Annotated in this window: 9 protein-coding genes; 6 read left to right on the forward strand and 3 right to left on the reverse strand. The window is 66.6% G+C overall.

Annotated elements, in window-relative coordinates; translation table 11 throughout:
* Positions 1–3: 3 nt before the first annotated feature.
* Positions 4–720 carry an ABC transporter ATP-binding protein gene (locus G3M57_RS26455; RefSeq protein WP_163234016.1) on the forward strand — a complete coding sequence of 239 codons (717 nt, stop codon included), beginning with the start codon at positions 4–6 and terminating at the stop codon, positions 718–720.
* A complete protein-coding gene (locus tag G3M57_RS26460; RefSeq protein ID WP_163234017.1) occupies positions 720–1,925 on the forward strand; it encodes an ABC transporter permease in 1,206 nt (401 codons plus the stop codon). Before G3M57_RS26455 ends, G3M57_RS26460 begins: the two co-directional genes overlap by 1 nt.
* An 85-nt stretch (positions 1,926–2,010) precedes the next feature.
* On the opposite strand, the gene G3M57_RS26465 is transcribed toward G3M57_RS26460, so the two are convergent.
* The gene (locus G3M57_RS26465) at positions 2,011–4,614 is read right to left on the reverse strand and encodes a glycoside hydrolase family 2 TIM barrel-domain containing protein (RefSeq protein WP_163233907.1); all 2,604 of its coding nucleotides are present in this window, start codon (positions 4,612–4,614) and stop codon (positions 2,011–2,013) included.
* A 646-nt stretch (positions 4,615–5,260) separates the two neighbouring features.
* Between G3M57_RS26465 and G3M57_RS26470 the strand changes: the two genes are divergently transcribed.
* From G3M57_RS26470 to G3M57_RS26480, 3 genes are all read left to right on the forward strand, one after another.
* The gene (locus tag G3M57_RS26470; RefSeq protein WP_163233908.1) at positions 5,261–7,504 is read left to right on the forward strand and encodes a DUF6351 family protein; all 2,244 of its coding nucleotides are present in this window, start codon (positions 5,261–5,263) and stop codon (positions 7,502–7,504) included.
* Between the two features lie 142 nt (positions 7,505–7,646).
* Positions 7,647–10,325 carry a beta-glucosidase family protein gene (locus tag G3M57_RS26475; protein ID WP_163233909.1) on the forward strand — a complete coding sequence of 893 codons (2,679 nt, stop codon included), beginning with the start codon at positions 7,647–7,649 and terminating at the stop codon, positions 10,323–10,325.
* Positions 10,326–10,739: 414 nt separating this feature from the next.
* Positions 10,740–10,949: a hypothetical protein gene (locus G3M57_RS26480; protein ID WP_163233910.1), complete on the forward strand. Its 210-nt coding sequence runs from the start codon at positions 10,740–10,742 to the stop codon at positions 10,947–10,949.
* Between the two features lie 257 nt (positions 10,950–11,206).
* Here the strand turns inward: G3M57_RS26480 and G3M57_RS26485 are convergent, their stop codons facing one another.
* A complete protein-coding gene (locus G3M57_RS26485; protein ID WP_163233911.1) occupies positions 11,207–13,837 on the reverse strand; it encodes a TonB-dependent receptor domain-containing protein in 2,631 nt (876 codons plus the stop codon).
* A 371-nt stretch (positions 13,838–14,208) separates the two neighbouring features.
* Here G3M57_RS26485 and G3M57_RS26490 point away from each other — a divergent pair, with 371 nt between their 5' ends.
* The gene (locus G3M57_RS26490) at positions 14,209–15,867 is read left to right on the forward strand and encodes a family 43 glycosylhydrolase (protein WP_163233912.1); all 1,659 of its coding nucleotides are present in this window, start codon (positions 14,209–14,211) and stop codon (positions 15,865–15,867) included.
* 166 nt (positions 15,868–16,033) lie between these two features.
* Here G3M57_RS26490 and G3M57_RS26495 read toward each other — a convergent pair whose 3' ends face one another.
* Positions 16,034–19,429, reverse strand: coding sequence for an AAA family ATPase (locus G3M57_RS26495; protein ID WP_163233913.1), 3,396 nt, complete (start codon positions 19,427–19,429; stop codon positions 16,034–16,036).
* Positions 19,430–19,502 lie beyond the last annotated feature (73 nt).

Genomic DNA, 19,502 nt, shown 5'->3' on the forward strand with positions numbered 1-19,502 from the left:
GCGATGGAGTCTCTCCCCCTGATCAGACTACGCGGCGTGACCAAGACCTACGGTCAGGGCGCGACGGCCTACCAGGCGCTCAAGGGCGTGGATCTGGACATCGCTCAAGGAGACTTCGTGGCGGTGATGGGGGCGTCGGGCTCGGGCAAGTCCACCACCATGAACATCTTGGGCTGTCTGGATGTGCCCTCGGGTGGCGAGTTTCTGTTCCGCGGCCACGCCGTCGATCGACTTGATCGTGACCAGCGCGCCCTGCTGCGGCGCAAGTATTTGGGCTTCGTTTTCCAGGGCTTCAATCTGTTGGCGCGCACGACGGCGCTCGAAAACGTGGAACTGCCGCTGCTTTACCGCGGCGAGCCGGCCAGGCTTCGCCGCCAAGCGGCCATGGCGGCGCTGGAGAAGGTGGGTCTGGATCGCTGGTGGGATCATACCCCGGCCGAGCTCTCGGGCGGCCAGCAGCAACGCGTGGCGATCGCGCGCGCCATCGTCACCCAGCCGGACGTCCTCCTGGCGGACGAGCCGACCGGCAATCTGGATTCGGAGCGGTCGGTCGAGATCATGGAACTGCTGTCCAGCCTTAACCGCGACAGCGCCATCACCGTCTTGATGGTGACCCACGAGCCGGACATGGCGCAGTACGCGCGCACGATCGTGCGGTTCAGGGACGGCCTGGTCGAACGGGTAGAGCACGCTCATCAATCTGGTCAAGCGGTGTCGTGATGTTCGCAACCATCCTAACCCTGGCGATGCGATCGATCCTTCGCCACAAGCTGCGGTCCTTCCTGACGACGTTGGGCATCATCATCGGTGTGGCCGCGGTCGTGACGATGGTCACGCTGGGGCAAGCCACGACCGCGTCGGTGCAAAAATCCATCGCCAATCTAGGGACGAATATCCTGCAGGTTCGACCCGGCCAGGGTTTTGGCCGGGGAGGGGGCGCGGCGCGACCGGCCGACTTCAAGCCGAGTGATCTGGTCGCGATCCGCGACCAGGTCGCGGGCGTCTCGGCCGTGGCCGCGCAGGCCCAGGCGAGCGGAGCGGCGATCCATGACGGCGCCAACTGGTCCACGACCATAACCGGCACGACCAATGGCTATTTCGACGTCCAGCCCTGGGCGCTGGCGGAAGGTCGCTACTTCAGCCCGGCCGAGGAAGCCGCCGGGCGATCAGTCTGCATTCTGGGCGCCACCGTCAACAAGAACGTCTTTCGAGGCGAGACGCCGGTCGGCGCCCGAATGCGGATCGGCAATGTCTCGTGCGAGGTGATCGGCCTGTTGTCGGCGCGCGGGCAGGGCGGTTTTGGCGACCAGGACGACGTGGTGATCATGCCGCTCAAGACCGTTCAGCGACGCTTCACCGGCTCGACCGATCTGAAGCTGATCCTCGTGGGCGTCGACAAGGCCTATTCCACCGCGTCCGTGCAGGCCTCCATTGAGGATCTGCTGCGCGAGCGGCGCAATATCGCCAACGGCAAGGACGACGACTTCTTCATCCTGGACACCAAGCAGATCAGCGACACCTTCACCGGGGTGACCAAGCTTCTGACGAGCATCGTCACGGCCGTGGCCGCCATTTCCCTGGTGGTCGGCGGCATCGGCATCATGAACATCATGCTGGTGTCGGTCACCGAGCGTACGCGCGAGATCGGCATCCGGCTGGCCATCGGCGCCTTGGCCGGCGAGGTTCTGATGCAGTTCCTGGTCGAGGCCGTGGCGCTCTCGTGCTTGGGAGGGCTGATGGGCCTGTTGCTGGCCCAGGCGGCCGTGGCGGCCTTGGCGCCGTTGATGAAGGTCAGCTGGATCTTCGTGCCGCAGATCAATCTCATCGCGTTCGGCGTCTCGGGCCTGATCGGCGTCCTGTTTGGCTATGTTCCGGCCCGGCGCGCTGCGGCGCTCAACCCGATCGACGCTCTGCGCCACGAATAACGCGGGGACGCCAAGATCAGGCAGGCCGCAGCCGATGACCCGCGCGCATCCGGCGCGCGGGCCGTCGGTCACGCCGGCCGGCGGATCATCCGACGCGGACGGTCAGGGCGTCGCCCTTCAAGTCGGGGCTCGCCACCCGGACGAGGGCTTGCCCCCGCTGACCGTTCGGCTGCACGATCGCCAGCGCCTCGCCGTGGAAGGTGAGGGTCCGCGGATCGCTGAAGCTCTTAACGCCCCGCGGATTGGCCGAGCCGGTGGCCCGGATGGCGCCCTGGCCTTCGATCGAGAACGTCAGAGGGACTTGCGCGTCGGGCACCCGGCGGCCTTCGTCGTCCTGGATTTCAGCGAACACATAGGCCAGGTCATTGGGCGATGCGGTGATGCGGGCGCTTTCCGCCCACAAACGCACCTTCGCGGGCGGGCCGACCGTCTGGAGCGTCTTGCGCGCCACCTCGCGGCCTTGGCGATAGGCCACGGCCGTCAACTGGCCAGGCGCGTAGGGCGCCTCGAAGCTGGCCGTCAGCCGGTCCTGCGGCGTGAGCACGGGCTTGCGGGCCACCTCCTTGCCGTTCAGGAGGAGGCGAACCTCGTCGCCCAGGCTGTAGACGCGCACCGTCATCGACTCGCCGACGTGGTCCGGCCAGGTCCAGCTCTCCAGTTCATCGGGCCACGACCAGGGCCCCAGTCGTTCGAAGGTCCCTTGCGGCGTCGGCCGCTGGACGAGCATTTCCAGCTTGCTGTTTTCCCACAGCACGTCGCGATAAAGGCCCTGGGGCTTGCGCCGGCCCAGGATGTCGATTTCGCCGCAGCCGGAGATGAACGCCGGATACTCCCATTGGAAAATGAGGAAGTCGCCGCGTTTGGGCGGGGTTTCGGTCGTGGGGCGCAGGTCCGAACCGCCCACGCCGACCTCGCCGAGATAGTCGATGCCGGACCAGACGAATTCGCCGAGCATCCAGGGATTGGCCTGGGTCATGCGCCAGCCATCGTGGATGTCCGCCGCGTACTGCTCGGTCGACATGATCACCATGTCCGGATAGGCGGCGTGATCGGCCAGGTGGTCCTTGAGCTGATAGTTGTAACCGACCACGTCGATGCTGCGTCGAGCGACCTCGCCTGGCTTGCCGGTCGGACCGTTGATGCCCGCGGTGATCGGACGGGAGCGATCCAGTGAAAGGACCAGGTCGCGCAACTGGGCCGCGATCTCCGCGCCCCGCGGCTTCTCGCGCTCGGGGATCTCATTGCCGATGCTCCAGAAGACGACGCTGGGGTGGTTGCGGTCCTGACGGATCATCCGCGTCAGGTCCGTTCGCCAGTCGGCCTTGAAGTACTTGGCGTGGTCCTCGGGCGTCTTGTGCTCCTCCCAGGCGTCAAACACCTCGTCGACCACGATCAAGCCAAGCTCGTCGCAGGCGTCGAGAAACGCTTGCGGGAACATCTGGTGACCCAGACGCACGGCGTTGTAGCCGAACCGTTTGAGGATCTCGGCCTTGCGGCGCTCGGCCCGGTCAAACGACGCCGTTCCGAGGATGCCGTGATCGGCATGGATGCATGCGCCCTTGAGCTTGACCGGTCTGCCGTTGAGCCGCAGTCCCTGCTGCGCGGAGACCTCGATCGTGCGCACGCCAAACCGGGTCGTGGCGGCGTCGGTGGTCCGCCCTTGGCTGAGCACCGAGATTTCCACGGCATAGAGGTTGGGCGTTTCCGGATGCCAGAGCCGGGGACGCGGCAGGTCGATCGTCAGGCGATGCTCGCTCTTGGCGGCTGGCGCCAGCGACAGAACGCCTTGACCGTGTCCGGCGACCCGGCCGGCGGCGTCGCGCACGGTCGCCAGGATCCGCACCTCCGCGGCGGTCGCCAGATGACTTTCAAGGTCGACCACGACCTCGACCGTCGCGGAGGCCGCGTCGACCTTCGGCGTCGAGACCGCCACGCCCCAAGGCGAAATACGGACAGGACCGGTCAGGGTCAGCCAGACATGTCGATTCAGGCCCGAACCGGCGTACCAGCGCGTCGTGGCGCCCTGGTTGACGACACGGACCGCCAGGACGTTGGGTCCTGACTTGAGACGGGATGTGATGTCGAAGCTGAAGGCGGCGTAGGCATAGCGGTTCGCGCCGATCTTCTCGCCATTGAGCCAGACCTCGCACTCGACCGAGGCACCGTCGAAGCAAAGCTCGATCCGGTCATCCCGCCCGATTGGCGGCGGCGTGAACACCTTCCGGTACCAACCCGTCCCGCCCACCGTGTAGGCTCGCATCATCGGCGAGGGGCCGGAGGCGACCGGATCGAAGGGGCCGACGAGGACCGGCGCGCCGTCCGTGGGCGGCAGGGTGACGGACGAGATCCGTTCCAGAATGCCTTTCGTGCTGGGCTTTACGGTCCAGTTCGCGACCGCCGGCGTCCAGTCGCCCGTCGTCTTGGGCGCACCAGGCAGATCCTCGATGCTCCAGTCGTGAGGCAGGTGGACAGGGCGCCAAAGATGGTGATCGAACGAGGGTTGTTCGCCGCCAGGCGCCTCGCCGCGCAGGAACAGCCAGTTGTCGTCGAACGGCATGGTCCGGCGCGATGAGGCGTTCGCCCCATAGGTCGGGCCCGCGGGCAGGGTGATGAGGGCGGCTAAGCCGGCGCCGGCGAGCAGCGCGGTGCGGCGGTCGATCCCGTGCTTATCGAAGCAATGGCTGGTCATGGCTCTCTCCGCTTGTTGATCAAAATGCCCTGGCGGACTGGAGCCGCGTCTCTGGAGGGTCTGAGGGAAGGTGAAGTCAGTCGTGATGGGGGCGAGCGCTGCGACCACGCGCGATGACGCGGGGTGTCGTAACGGCTTCATGGCTTGCGCGGGTGGCGCGTTCAGCGCGTCTTCCTATGACGCCATCATAGCTGCGCCGTACACGGGCGTCCATGTAAAACCAGGATGGATTGTTTGTTAAATTGGATGCGACACTCTCGGGCTTTCCTGCGGGCGTTCGGGTCATGTCGTGACGGCAACCCCGTCGATTTCCGACTTGCGACCCAAGGGCGCGGACGGTGACGAAGGGACGGCTGAGCCGGGCGCGGGGAGATCCCAAGTCCAGGCGACAGCTTGGCGCAGTTTGGGGCGGACAGGTCGCGTGTCAATCGACCAAGCCTCGCCTAACGGTGTCTAACTTGCAGGCCCTGGAACTCCCGGTGCTTGCTGCGACGTGACCATCCGCGCCGCCGCCGGCGGCGCGGACACCTATCGCTATTGCAAGCTCGGGCGCGCCGAAATGGGTTCAATTCCAGTCGACTTTTCCGAACGAGCTTCGGCTTCAGCGCCGTCTCGTCGCGCGATCGATCAAGACCGACCGGCGTCGATGCGGCCCGCCGAAAGGCGGGGTCGCGGCCCTGGGGCCCTGCGGATCTTCCTGGCCTGCGTCGCGGCGGCTCTGGCCCTGGCGCCAACAGGGGTCCAGGCGTCCATTCGGGTGCTGTCCAGCCGCGCGGACACGGTGAGCGGCGACAACGCGCTGCTCGCCGTCAGTCTGCCCAAGGGAACAGCGCCCTCGCAGGTGCGGATCAGCCTGGACGGCGTCGACGTCACGACGGCGTTCACGGCGCGGGGCGAGGCGATGATCGGGCTCGTGGAGGGTCTCAAGCCCGGAAAAAACACGGTCACCGCCACCACGGGCAGGCGCACCAGCCGGCTGTCGCTCGTCAACCACAGCCGCAGCGGTCCCATCTTTTCCGGCCCCCAGCAGACGCCCTTCTTCTGCGAGACCGACCAGTTCAAGCTGCCGGACGGCTCGTTGCTGGGCCCGGCGCAGGACGCCAGCTGCAACGCCCCGACCCGAGTGGTCTATCTGTATCGATCCACCGCCGGAGGCGCCTTCAAGGTCTTGCCGACGGACCAGACGGCGCCATCGGACCTGGCCACGACCACCACCTTGGAGGGGCGGACCGTCAACTATATCGTCCGGGTCGAGGTCGGGACCATCAACCGCGCGATCTATCAGATGGCGGTGTTGTTCGATCCGACGCGCGGTGAACGCGTGGGCCCGACAGCGCCGCATCCGGGCTGGAACGGTCGCGCTGTCTATGTCTTTGGCGGCGGCGTCACGTCCGGCTACCACCAAGGGACCGTGCTGGGCGAAGATGCGCTCAGCGACGCCATGCTGTCGCGGGGCTTTGGCGTGATGAGCTCCACGCTGAGCGTCATGGGAACGGTAGGCTCGGACGTCGTATCGGCCGAGACCGCCTCGATGGTGAAGGAGCATTTCATCGAGACCTACGGCGCGCCGACCTACGTCTTCGGCTGGGGCGGCTCTGGCGGTTCGATGCAGCAGCACCTCATCGCCAACAACTACCCGGGCATCCTTGACGGGATCGTGCCGGGAACCTCGTTTCCGGACGTCTATTCCCTGACCATGTCCGAAGACTGCGCGCTGATGAACCGCGCTTTCGAGGGCGGCAAGTCGACCTGGACGGAGGAGCAGAAGCGGGCGGCCTCGGGCCTCAACACCTGGGGAACGTGCGGCCTATGGTTACGCTTCTTCAGCCCCGAGCTGATGTTGGCGCGCCAGGCCGCGCCGAAGTTCCCGGGCCTCAGGGCCTCCAACTGCCACCTCATCGTGCCTCGCGAACTGACCTATGATCGGGTCAACAATCCCCGCGGCGCCCGCTGCGACATCTACTCCGCATCGCGCAATTCTCTGGGTTTCGACAAGTCGGGTGCGACCTATCGCGGCTTCGACAATGTCGGGGTGCAATACGGACTGCAGGCCTACCGTCAGGGCGCGATCTCCGCCGAGCAGTTCGTCGAGCTCAACGAACGGGTCGGCGGGATCGACAATGACGGCGAGTATCGCGCAGCGCGCGCCGTGGCCGACCCGATCGGCCTGCGTCGAATGTTCGAATACGGCCGCATCAACGAGGGGGCCAATCTCGGGACGATCCCCATCATCGATATTCGCCCCAATACCGATCGCGTCGCCGAGATCCACGACCCCGTCAATTCGGAGGTTATGCGCGCGCGCCTGATCCGCTCGAACGGCGACGCGGCCAACCAGGTGATCGTCCGGGGCGAGGCCGATCCGACGGTCCCGGGGGCCGGCACGGTTTCGGGGTCTGCTCGGATGGATCTGTTCGCCCTGCTGAAGATGGATGAATGGTTGTCCAACATGGCCAAGGACGGGCGCGGCTATACGAACGCGCGGGCCAAGGTCCTCGCCGCCCGGCCGACCGACCTCAAGACCGATGTCTGCTTCTTGAAGGGCTGGATTCGGATCGACGAAGCCTCCGACATCCGCAACGGCGGCCAGTGCGGGCCGCGTCTGCCCTATTTCAGCGAGACCCGGCTCACGGCCGGCGAACCACTGACCCGGGACGTCCTGAAGTGTCGGCTGCGCCCCTTGCGCAAGTCCGACTACCAAGGTCTGACCCCGGCGCAGGCCGGCCGGCTGAAGGCCGTCTTCCCGACCGGCGTCTGCGACTATTCAAAGCCTAGCGTGGGGTACGCGCCGCTGAAGACGACCTGGCTCTCCTATCCCCAGCCCGGCGTGGGCGCGCCCATGGGGCCGGAGCCAGCCAGCGTCGAGACCGGCGCGGCCCGGCGGCGGTGACCCGCCAGCCCACGTCGCGCGAAAGGACGAGGGGACGCTCGCCGGTGGAGATCGGCGGCGTCGTCTCGTCGCCATAAAATATAACAACCAGTCGATACTGTATGATATTGGTCGCGACCTGGCCCAGGAGGAAAATCGAACCATGTCTCACCGTCGTTGCGCGCTAGCTGTCGCCCTGCCGGCCGTCGCCCTTCTGTCCGCGGCCAGCGTGGCGCGCTCGGCGCCCGAGACCGATGTCGTCCGCGCGCGGGCCCTGGTCTCCAAGATGACCCTGGAGGAGAAGCTGGCGGTAATCCGTGGCGACGCGGAGCCGACGGCCACCTATCAGGGTCAGGCCGGATACCTTGCCGGCGTGCCGCGACTTGGGATCCCCGCGCTGCGTTTCGCCGATGGCCCTCCGGGCGTCCTCACGCGTATCCCCTCCAGCTCGCTCACCGCGACCATGGGCCTGGCCGCCACCTTCAGCCGCGAGGACGCCCGTCTGAACGGGGTGATCATCGCCGATGAAGCCAACCGGCTGGGCGTGGACGTCGCCCTGCAGCCCTTCGTCAACATCGACCGCGATCTCAACTTCGGGCGCGCCTATAACACCTACGGTGAAGACCCGGTCCTGAGCGGTGTGGTGGGCGCCGAGCTCATCAAGGGCATCCAGTCCCGTGGGGTGATGGCCCAGGTCAAGCACTACATCGGTTACGACACCGAGGCCGCCGACGTGACGATCGACGACCAGGCCCTGCATGAGGTCTATCTCGAACCCTTCGACGCGGCGGTGAAGGCCGGCGTCTCCTCGGTGATGTGCGCCTACAATCGGATCAACGGGCCCTATGCTTGCGGCAACAAGCATCTTCTGATCGACGTGCTTCGGGGTCAGATGAACTTTACCGGCTTCGTGACCTCCGATTGGGGCGCGATCCACGACTATGACTATTTCACCAAGGGCATGGACATGGAGATGGGCGGGCGCTCCCCGCACAACAGTCCCTTCAAGGGGCTGGGCTTTGTCTACTCCGAGCTGACGCCGGCGGCGCCGCCCGTGTCGCCGCCGGCGAGCATGTACGCCGAGTTCGCCAACATCATGACCCATCCGATGCCGGAGGAGCCGACCGCCAAGCCAATCACGCCCGCCGCGACGGAAGACAACAAATACCGCAACCTCGCCGATGCGCTCAAGGATGGCGCCGTGACCACGGCGACGATCGACCGGGCGGCCACCCGCGTCCTGACCCAGATGTCGCGCTTTGGATATCTCGATGGCAGTCGCGCGCGGCTGATCAAGACCAACTCCGGCGTCGACATCGCCGAGACGATCCGCAAGACCAGCGAAGACGCTGCGGTGCTTTTGAAAAACGACGGCGGCGTCTTGCCGCTCGTGCCGCAGAAGGGGTCCATCGTCCTGATCGGACCCACGGCCCAACAGGTCGCCTCGATCGGCCGGTCGGGCGAGCGGGCGGTCGGGATCGTCGCACGGCAAGTCGGCCCGTACGACGCCCTGCGCAAGACGGTTCCTGGCGCGGACATCCGCCTGGCTGTCGCCAACGACCTGACCGGCAGCCCGGTGCCCGCGGCGGTTCTCACCCAGGACGGGACGCAACCGGGCCTGAACCACACGGCGGGCGAGGCCCGGGTCGGGCTCGATGGTCAGATCGATTTCACCGGCGCTCGGGCGCTGCCGGCCGGCAGCAGCCATGTCTGGGAGGGCGTGATCACCGTCCCCTCGGCCGGCCGCTACATCCTGGCGGTGCAGACCTTGGGCGCGCGGGGACGGCTCGAAGTCGACGGCGCCAGGGTCGCCTCGACGAGCGGCGTGGTGGGCGGGCTGCATGGCGACATCGTGCAGGCCGGTCAGGACGACGCCATGCCGACCATCGATGGCCTCAACAACGCCCGGGGCGCGGTCGAGCTCTCCGCCGGGCCGCACAAGTTGCGCTTCCGAGCCGTCGCTGACGGGTCCGGCGCGCCGGTTCAGGTGCGGCTCAATTGGGTGACCCCGGAAGCCCAGGCACGGACGCGGGCCGACGCCATCGCCGCCGCGAAGGCCGCCCACACGGCGGTCGTGTTCGCCTGGAGCCGAGACAAGCCGACGTTCCAGCTTCCAGGCGACCAGGACCAGTTCATCGCGGAGATCGCCGCGGCCAATCCCAACACCGTGGTGGTTCTCAACACCAGCCAGCCCGTGGCCATGCCGTGGCTGGATCAGGTTAAGGGTGTCGTGCAGATGTGGTGGCCCGGCGACGAGGGCGGCTGGTCGACGGCCAACGTCTTGGTCGGACGCAAGAACCCGGCCGGTCGTCTGCCCTTTACCTGGGCCAAGCAACTGGAAGACTACGCCAACAACGATCCGGCTCACCCCGAAAGGGCCGGGCATGACGGCAAGGCGATCTTCAGCGAAGGTCTCGACGTGGGTTACCGCTGGTTCGATCGCACCGGCAAGGCTCCGCTCTATCCGTTCGGTCATGGCCTCAGCTATACCCGTTTCGCCTATTCCAATCTGTCGCTGTCGCGGACCAAGAACGGCGGCTACGATGTGTCGTTCACGATCAAGAACGTCGGGGCCGTGGGCGGCGAGGAAGTGCCCCAGGTCTATCTCTCCGCGCCGGAAGTCGCGCCCGGGGGCGTGCAGTTCGCCGTCAACGCGTTGGCGGGCTTCGATCGCGTGTATCTGGGCTTCGCGCAAAGCAAGCGTGTGACGATCCACCTGGATCGCCGGCGCATGCAGTACTGGTCGCAGGCCAAGCAGGCCTGGATCGATGCCCCGGCGACACGGACCGTCTCGGTCGGTGGGTCCGCGCGCGATCTCAAGCTGCGAGCCAAGATCCAGTAGGCCGAGCTGCCTCCGCGATCGGTTATGGCTGGCCGGTCGCGGAAGCCCGCGCCATTAGCCACGCGCATGCATACCCGTCATGTTGCGGACCGAGAGCCTTGCCGCGGGAGAGCTTCATGCCCCCGGGCCGTTGGCTACCCGTTATTGCGCTATCCAGGGGTTCGGATCGTGGGCCGACAGCGTGTCGCTGAAACATCGGCGACAGCCGATGACCTAACTGGCCAGAGGTGCGCAAGTGGCGCGAGCCGGTGCGGCCGTCTTGGCGACGCTCCAACCAGGTTCGCCGTTCCGTCTCAGGCCGACCTCGCCGGCGCGCCTGGCGCTTTCTGTCGAGTAGGCGACGACAAGCGCGTGACCCTATCGGTATGATCCCGCAGGTTGAAGGTCGCGTAATGCGCGCGGGAGGTGAGGGGTATGCCGTCGTCGTTCGAACTCCTCTGGAAGCGGGCAGCGGAGCAGTTGGACGTCGCGGAGCTGCAGGATCTGCGCGCGGATCTCGCGGCGGCGCAGGGCCGCTCGGTGCTCGACCCGGAGCGCGCGATGCTCGCGGCGGCGATTGTCGAGCTGGACTCGATGATCGTCGCCCGACTGACAAAGCGGCTTCGGGATCAGGCCGAGGGTTGATACTCGCAGGATGGCGAACCGTTGGGAACGCCGGCCGCGAATGTCTCGGTTATGAGGTGGTTTTGGGAGGCGACCGCAGAGACCACGCGACGAGGCGTTGACCGTGGTTCGATCGGTCGCTTGAGGGCCGATGCGAGCTCCGCCGCCAGCCGCGCGCCGACCGTTCTGGCGCCTGCGACGCTGAGACGTTGAGTGGCCTGGCTTGGAGCGGCGTGGAGCGTCGGCCGGCGTCGCCCTGGGCGACGCCGGCCTTAGGCCTAGAACTTGGTGCGGATCCCAAATTGGATCAGACGGCCGAGCGTCGAGCCGTTGGCGAAGCCGCTGGACGCGCCGCTGGCGGTCCCGCCGTAGACGGGCGGATCCTGATCGAACAGGTTGGTCACGTTCAGCGACAGATGGGTCTCGTTCTTCAGCCGCTCGGTGGGCACGGCGTAGTCGAAGTAAAGATCAACCGTCGTGAACGATCCGACGCGATCCTGAGCCTGGGGCAGCGGGTATCCAGGCCTGGCCGGAATAGCCGGATCGATGCCATATCCCGCCTTGTGGTTGACGGAGGCGCTGGCCTGGAGGGCGCCGATCTTGGCGCCCGCCGTGGCGATCAGCAGCAGGCGAGTGTCTCCGGGCTGATCGAGCCTGTTGATGAAGGCCGCGCCGGGGACGAGCGCCTGGTCACGATTAAGGGTGTAGGTCCCCGCCAGGCTGGCGTTCACGGAGCCAAAGCTGGTCGGCCGGTCGTAACGCACGCTGAAATCGAGGCCATCGGTCTTGATCTCGCCGAGGTTCTGCACCCGGTAGTCCAGGATCGCGGTCGTCGGCGAGAAGGCGCAGGTCAGCGCCGGGGGCAGCAACGGCGAGAACACCGTCACGCCCGCGAACTCGGCCGCGGCCTGGGCGCAGGGGACATTATCCCGGAAGAAGGGTTCCAACTGCGGGGAATAGGGCTGGCCGGCGAGCAGCCCGATCACCTTCTTGAGATGGATATTGTAGTAGGTCGCGCTCAAGGTCAGGCCGGGGATGGACCGAGGCCGGATATCGCCGCCCAGCGACCAGGTGTCGGCGGTTTGAGGACGCAATTGCGCGCCTTTGTTGCCGGCGACGACGATCACCCAGGGCGCGCTCTGGCCGTAGGGGAAGACCGAGGAAAAGATGCCGCCGGCCACCTGAACGCCGGACATGTCGGTCAGGCTGGGAGCGTTGAAGGACGTCCCCCAGTTGCCGCGCAACTTGACCCCGTCGACGGGTTCATAGGTCAGGCCCAACCTCGGATTGAAGGTGCTGCCCACGTCCGAATAGTCGTCATAGCGGCCGGACGCGGAGAAGGTCAGGCTCTGAACGCCAGGAGCGGCGTTCTCAGCGCCGACGATCGGCACGGCGAGTTCGGCGAAGGCCGACTTGACCTCCCGGCTGCCGACCAGGCGCGCGATCGAGCCTTCCGAGCCATAAGGCACCGTGCCGTTCTGGACGTTGTTCTTCTCCTTGTCGTACTCGACCCCGATCGCCATGCGGACATCGCCGCCGGGCAGGTGGAACAGGGGGCCGTCCAGGATGGCGCGACCGTTGGCCAGGCGCTGTTTGCCGTGCGCGTTGTTGTGCAGCAGGATCGCGGAGATCGTGGCGGGGGAGTTGGCGGCCAGGTCGTAGGGGTTGACGATGTTCTGCGCGACCGTGGGATCGGTCGTGGCGTTGTCCTGCTTGGTCGTGCTCCAGCCGAAGTTGCCCATGGCCCGAAGCTGCCAGTCGCCGCCCAGGCGCGCCGTGATCGTCGGGGTCACCCCATAGGAGGTGAGCACGCTGCGGTGATCCTGATTGACGATGCTCGCGAAGTTGGTGCGGACATCCTGCGAGGTCTCACCGGCGATCGACGCGAAATAGGGGTTCGCCGGCGTCACCGTCAGGTTGACGGTGTCCAGGCCCTCGTTGGTCGTCAACTCGCGACGCGCCCAGTAGCCTTTCACGTCCAGGGACACCGAACTGCTCAGGTCCTGTTCCAGGCTCGCGAAGACATTGTGCCGGTCGGTCTTGGGCCAGAAGGTCTGGGTGTCGGTGGTGTCGCATTTCGAGATCGTCCCCGCCGTATAGGCGGAGGGGTTGGGGCCCGTGATCGCGTAGTTGGTTCCGTTGGCGAAGATGGTTCCGGCGCCGCAGTAGCCGTTGTTCGGCGTGGTTTGGCGCACATAGTCGCGGTCGCGCCCGTAGATGGCGTCGTTGTGAGCCCAAGCGTAGGACACATAGGCCGAGCCAGAATCCCAGGCCTTGCCGGCGGTGAGATTGATGTCGGTCGTCTGGTAGTCGTCGGCGAAACCGGTCCGGGCGATCACCTCGACGCCGTCGAAGTTGCGGCGGGAAATGTAGTTGATCACGCCGCCGACCGCGTCCGACCCGTAGATCGCCGACCCGCCGTCCGCGACGACATCGACGCGCTCGAGAACGCCGGGCGGGATGACGTCGGGATCGGGGGTGGTTTGCAGCACGCCGGCCCCGACCAGGCGATGACCATCGACGATCACCAGGGTGGTCGAACCGCCCGAAGCGCCGAGGTTGCGGATGTTGGGGCGGATGATCGACATGCCCGCGTTCAGGCCGGTCGTCGGGGTCTGCAGGAAGGCGCTGCTGACCTGCGGGGTCTTGGTGAGGATCTCGTTGGCGCTGACGCCGCCCGTGGCGATGATGTCCTGGCGCGACATCGAGATCACGTTCGTGCCGATGGGCGCCACGCCGCGCAGCTGCGTTCCGGTGACGACCACTTCGCTGACGGCGCTCGCGTCCTCGGGGGCGTCGGTCGGGGTCTCTTGGGCGAGGGCCGGAGCGGCGAAGGCGCAAAGGGCCGCCAGGGCGACGCCCTGCATCAGGCGTGCGGCGATGCGCGGACGTGCGGACAGGTGGTCCATGGTGTCTCCCCCTCGGTGGATTTGGTTATTGGGCGCGCGTTCCTGCGGCGTCCCAAGGCGCGAGCCCTGAAGAGCCGAGCGAACCTTCCGCCTTAGAATGCAGGGCCGGTTGGCGGGGGGCAGTATGTTACGGTTAGACCCTGGCGCTCCGCTTTGGCCCGGATGATGGTCATGCTTTCGAACATGCCGTCCGCATGAGACCCAAGGCCCGGCGCGACCCGGTACTTCCCGCAAGCCGCCGCCTCGATAGGCAAGCTCTGGCTGTTTCGGAGAGCCAGATCCTGGGGCTTGGTCTTGGCCGCGTCGGCCTGGTGTTTGAACCCCGGGGGCCGGTGTAGCGCCGGCGCGCATCCAAGACTGAGAGATCAAGCGTGGAAACTGATCGCCGAACAGCCATTCTCGCGACGCTGGGCCTGGCCGGAGGGTTGGGCGTGGCGCCCGGGGCGCGGGCGCAGACGAGCCCTCGGGACGCCGCCCAGGCCGTCAAGGCGGGTCGCGGAACCGGCGTCGAGGGGCGGCGCATCGCCGATCTTGGCGATGGCCGCTTCCTCAATCCGGTCATCTCCGGCGATCGCCCCGATCCCAACGTGCTGAAGGACGGCGACGACTACTACGCCGCGTTCTCGTCTTTCATCTATTATCCGGGCGCGCACATCTGGCATTCCCGCGACCTTGTGAACTGGACGCCGCTCACGGCGGCGCTTCGCAAGGACATCGGGTTCGTCTGCGCGCTGGACATCGCCAAGCACGATGGCCGCTACTTCATCTACATTCCCGTGGCGGACTCCAAGGACCCGGCTCGGGTGTTCAAGACCTATGTCATCCACGCCGACAGCATGGCCGGGCCCTGGAGCGATCCCATCGACATGCACGTCGACGGAGAGATCGACCCCGGCCATGCGGTCGGCGAGGATGGCAAGCGCTACCTTTTCTTGAGCGGCGGCAAGCGCGTGCGCCTCTCGGACGACGGCTTGCGGGGCGAGGGCCCTCTGGAGACCGTCTATAAGGGATGGCCTATTCCCGAGGACTACGTTCATGAGGGCATGGCCCTCGAGGGGCCCAAGGTGCTGCGTAAGGACGGCTGGTTCTATCTGTTCTCCGCCCAAGGCGGCACGGCCGGACCGCCGACCAGCCACATGGTCGTGGTCGCGCGCTCAAGGTCGATCCATGGGCCTTGGGAGAACGCCCCGCACAATCCCATCGTCAGGACCCAATCGCGTCTGGAGCCCTGGTGGTCACGGGGCCATGCCACGCCTATCGAGGGGCCGGCCGGTGACTGGTGGCTGTCCTATCATGGCTACGAGAACGGCTTTCGGACCTTGGGGCGGCAGATGCTGCTCGAACCGATCGCCTGGACGGCGGACGGCTGGCCAATCGCCCGCGGCGGCGATCTTTCCAAGCCGCTGCGCAAGCCCGCGCCGACCTCGGCCGTGGCGGGCGGCGCCCCGTTGTCGGGTTTCACAGATGACCTGTTTGACGGCAAGTTCGCGTTCTACAAGCCCACGCCCGACTACGACGCGCGGGTCAGCATCTCGCGCGAGCGTCTGGCGATGGCGGGCCAAGGGTCTGGTCCCGCGGACGCCTCGCCTCTGCTCTTCGTGGCCGGGGACCGGTCGTACGAGGTCACGGTCGACGTGGAGGTTCCGGACGGCGCCGAAGGCGGTCTTCTGCTGTTCTATAACAGCAAGTTCTTCGCTGGCGTCGGACTGAGCGATGGCGCGGTGAAGGTCTTCAAGGTCGCCAAGCAGGATGGTCCGCCCGAGAAGGACGCGAAGATTTCAAGGCGTCTTCGCCTGCGGCTGCAGAACTCGGAAAATGTCGTGACGTTCTTCTACCAGGTTCCTGGCGAGCCCTGGAAAAAGGCGCGTTCGCTCGAGGTCTCCGGCTACAACCACAATGTCGCCGACAGCTTCTTGAGCTTGAGGCCCGGCTTCTACGCGTCGGGGACCGGCCGGGTCGAGTTCAAGAACCTGGTCTATCGCGCCATCACGCCGACCGATGGCGTCGTGCCGCTGGTCAGCCAGCCTTGAGGGACCTGACGCAGCTGGCCGGCATTGCACCGCGTCTGGAGGAGGAGGCCCGCCAAGGTTTGGTGGGCTCCTGACAGGTCGCATGGCGAACGGTCCAGGCCCCGGTCTGATCGTTCGCGTCCGTATCGCGAGCCGGCCTCAGGTACGGCGTGCTTTCATGATCGGCCTAAGCGCGCCGTGCGATCGGAAGGCGGGAGGCCTCCTCGGTAAGTTCTTCCAAAGTACGACGCGACCTCTTCTCGAGCATCACCGCATCCTGTCGGCGCGCCACCTCAAGCGACCGGTGGAGGAGGGCTTGAGCGGCGTCTATGGCCGCGGGACGCGCTTGGTGGAGGAGCTCAGCCGCGACCCTTAAGGCTTCGGCTTCCCAGACGCGCTCATCGTGCTCCTGAATGAACTTGCGGGCCTTGGCGATCAATTCCAGACCGCGTTGGGCGTCGCCGGACCTAAGGCACATGCGCGCGCCGAGGATCAGGAGGACAGAGGTCAGGTAGCGCTCCTCGAACAGCGAAGAGCACTCGACGATGCGGTCGATATGGCGGGGATCGCCGTCGCGGCTGAAGCCGGCCCACTCGGCGCAGCCGGCGCCGAGGGGGCGCCAGTAGCGGCACTCGCGTTCCGTACAGAGGGCTTGCAATTGGGCATTGTAGTGTTCGACCGAGGAGAGATCCTCGTCGCAAAGGGCGTGGAATATGATCCAGGCAAAGACCAGCGCTAGGGTTGGCGGATGCCCCTTCGCCTGGGCTCCCGTCAAGGCCTGGGCGGCGAACCGGCGGGCCGCTTCGATGTCCCCAAGATGCCAGACCGTCCAGGACAGGTAGGCGGCGGCCACGACGCCCGGGTCGAACCCGAAGCGCGGGCCGTGCCGGTCCGGATCGTATAGGGCGACAGCGCGTTCGTGATGGGCTCGCGCCGAGGCGAAACGACCCGTAAAGGCGTCCGAAGCGCCCCGCAGCCGAAGCGCCTCCAGTTTGATCTGCTCGTCCGGTGGTAGTCGCTGCGCGCGCGCGTCGAATTCGCGGGCCAGCTCCTGGGCGCGCGGCCAGCGCCCTCGACCCGCCTCGTAGGTCCAAAGGCAATAGACCACTTCCAACTGCCTGATGGGACGATCAAGCTCTTCGGCCAGGCTTTGCGCTCGGGTGTAAATCTCGCCGAGGTCTTCGCCAACATAGCCCTGGGCGCTTCGGATGGTGAGGCCAAGTTCGAGCAGCAGTCCCAGCTCATGCTCACGGCAGTCTTGCTCGGGCGAGGCCCGCAGGGCGACCAGGGCCATCCGCAGGTTGGCGGTCGCTTCGGCCAGGGCGTGCCGCGCGGCCGCGAGCCGGCCCGCGTCGCTCCAGAACGGGACCGAATCCGTCGACCGGCCGCCCTCCAGAAGGTGATGGGCGACAACCTCTGGCCGCTCGGCCACCAGTTCGGGGAAGGTGTCGAGCAGCACGCCCGCGATCTTGAGGTGCATGTCCCGGCGTCTCGGATCGAGAAGGGACCGATAGGCGGCGTCTCGCAACAGCGCGTGACGAAACGCAAAGGTTCGATCTCCGTCCATTCGATCGCGGACGAGGACGCCGGCCGCGACGAGCTGATCCAGGGAGGCGTCCAGCTCGGGTTCGGTACGACCAGCGCACAGCGCGAGCATCCGCCTTGAAAACACCCGTCCGATGACAGACGCCGTCTGGGCCACAAGGCGCGTCGGGCCAAGCCGATCGAGCTGAGCGGCGAGAAGATCGCTGAGGCTTTCCGGCACCGCCATAGCCGCGGATTCCGCATAATCCTCCGAGAGCACGAACCGCGTGAGTTCTTCCAGGAACAGCGGGATTCCTTCGCCCCGGTCGAGGATCAACGCGCGGGCATCGGCAGGCAGCTCCGTGCCGATCGTCAGTTGTTGGACCAGTGTGTTAGCCTCTTCACGCGGCAAGCGCGCCAGCCGGACGGCCGTGAGGTTGGTGGAGCGCAACAGTCCCGGCGCACCCTCCGGGCGGCTCGTCATCAGGACCAGCATCGGCGTGCTCGCGGAGGCCTCGATGACGTCTTGAAGAAGTTCGAGCGTGGTTGGATCGGCCCAATGCACGTCCTCGATCAGGATGGCCACCGGCCGCCGCTGCGCCAGCGCCAGGCCCATCCTGATCAGCAGCTTGAGCGTCATTTCCTTTCGCTGGCTTGCGGAAAGCTGGTCCTCAATGTCTCCGTCCCCGCCGCTCACCAGCCGGCCGAGAAGCGCGCTGTCCCAAGGGTCATTGAAGCCGAGCCGCCGGAGCAGGCGCTGGAGGGGCGGACGAGCATCACCGTCCGCCCGCCAGCGGGCGAGCTTGCCGCGCAGGAGCTCCACAAGGGGAAACAGGGCGCTATTGGTATGGTGAGGCGAGCACTGAACACGAAGGCGAAGCGCATTGCTGCCGATCTCGTCGAGGGCGGCCTCGGCCACCCTGGATTTACCCATTCCCGCTTCGCCGATCACCAGGACGGCCTGACCTTCGCCCGCCTGGCTCAGGCGCCACCGGCTCGCCACCAGGGCCCGTTCCTCGCGGCGTCCGACAATTTGCGCGGCGACGCCATCGTGCCGACGCGCACGAAAGCGCGTGCTGACAGGTCTGGATCCGAGAAGGCGCCAGGTAAGGCCCGCGGCTGGGGGTGGGGTGAGTTCGCCGGCGGGCAAGAAGTGAAAGCTCGCTCCCGTCAAGCGACGGGTAGACTCCGCGACCAGGACCGCATTGGCGGGCGCGCGCTGTTGCATCCGTGTCGCAAGCGCTGGCGCTTCGCCGATCACCGCGGGGCGCAACCCTGCTTCGGCGCCCAGTCCGCCTCGGGTGATCACGGCGCTGGTGGCCACGCCGATACGCAGGGCCACGGGCTGGCCGGCGGCGAGCCGTTGGGCTTCCGCCAGCATTTCCAGGGCGGTGTTCAGCGCCTGGATCGGGGCGTCCTCTTGAGCCACGGGCCAGCCGAAATAAACGATCAGCCGGTCGCCGGCTCGGGCGTCCACCTCGCCGCCGCGGGCGAGGCAGATACGCGCGCAGGCCTCGTGCAACTGCTCAAGCACGCCAAGCGTGGCGCCTTCGAGCGCATAGGCCGCGCTCTCGTCGCTCAGCGCGCAGGATAGCGCCGTCACGAAGCGACGTTCCTGCGAAAGCCAGGTCGGCGCGACTTCGGCGATCGGGACTGGCGCGGTGGCCGTATCCACCGCATTGCGCCACCGGAAGGTCGGCAGATAGGCGCCTTTGGGCACCTGCAGTTCGATCAGGTCCTCTTGCCCTTGCTCAAGGTCATACTGCGCCAGCAGCCGCCGAAGCCGACCGGCCTCGACCCGCACGACTGCGCTCGTCCCAGGTTCGAAGTCGTCCGACTTGCCAAACACGCAAGTGGCGATGGTGAATTCCTTGAGCTGCGCTTCGCGGCCGGCAAGCGTTTCCTCGACAAGGAAGGTGAGGAACCGCTGCATGCGCGGCGCGCGGGAAAAGGTCGCGCTTGCGAGAACGCGCTCCAGGTGCGCGCGGATTTGCCCCGGCGTGGGAAGGCCGGGTGACATGAGCCCAGGCCCGGCCTGCTCCGAGCTCGTCGCGATCATCGTTTCCACCCTAGGTGTCTTGTGGGACACTTGCTGTGCCGTTTTGCGCGACCGCTCTTTGCGGGTCACAAAT

It is taken from the genome of Caulobacter rhizosphaerae (assembly GCF_010977555.1).
Lineage (GTDB): Bacteria > Pseudomonadota > Alphaproteobacteria > Caulobacterales > Caulobacteraceae > Caulobacter > Caulobacter rhizosphaerae.

Coding starts and splice junctions, on each gene's coding strand:
- G3M57_RS26465 (WP_163233907.1), bottom strand. CDS start 4,614: ATGACCAGCCATTGCTTCGATAAGCACGGGATCGACCGCCGCACCGCG.
- G3M57_RS26460 (WP_163234017.1), top strand. CDS start 720: ATGTTCGCAACCATCCTAACCCTGGCGATGCGATCGATCCTTCGCCAC.
- G3M57_RS26495 (WP_163233913.1), bottom strand. CDS start 19,429: ATGATCGCGACGAGCTCGGAGCAGGCCGGGCCTGGGCTCATGTCACCC.
- G3M57_RS26475 (WP_163233909.1), top strand. CDS start 7,647: ATGTCTCACCGTCGTTGCGCGCTAGCTGTCGCCCTGCCGGCCGTCGCC.
- G3M57_RS26455 (WP_163234016.1), top strand. CDS start 4: ATGGAGTCTCTCCCCCTGATCAGACTACGCGGCGTGACCAAGACCTAC.
- G3M57_RS26485 (WP_163233911.1), bottom strand. CDS start 13,837: ATGGACCACCTGTCCGCACGTCCGCGCATCGCCGCACGCCTGATGCAG.
- G3M57_RS26480 (WP_163233910.1), top strand. CDS start 10,740: ATGCCGTCGTCGTTCGAACTCCTCTGGAAGCGGGCAGCGGAGCAGTTG.
- G3M57_RS26470 (WP_163233908.1), top strand. CDS start 5,261: ATGCGGCCCGCCGAAAGGCGGGGTCGCGGCCCTGGGGCCCTGCGGATC.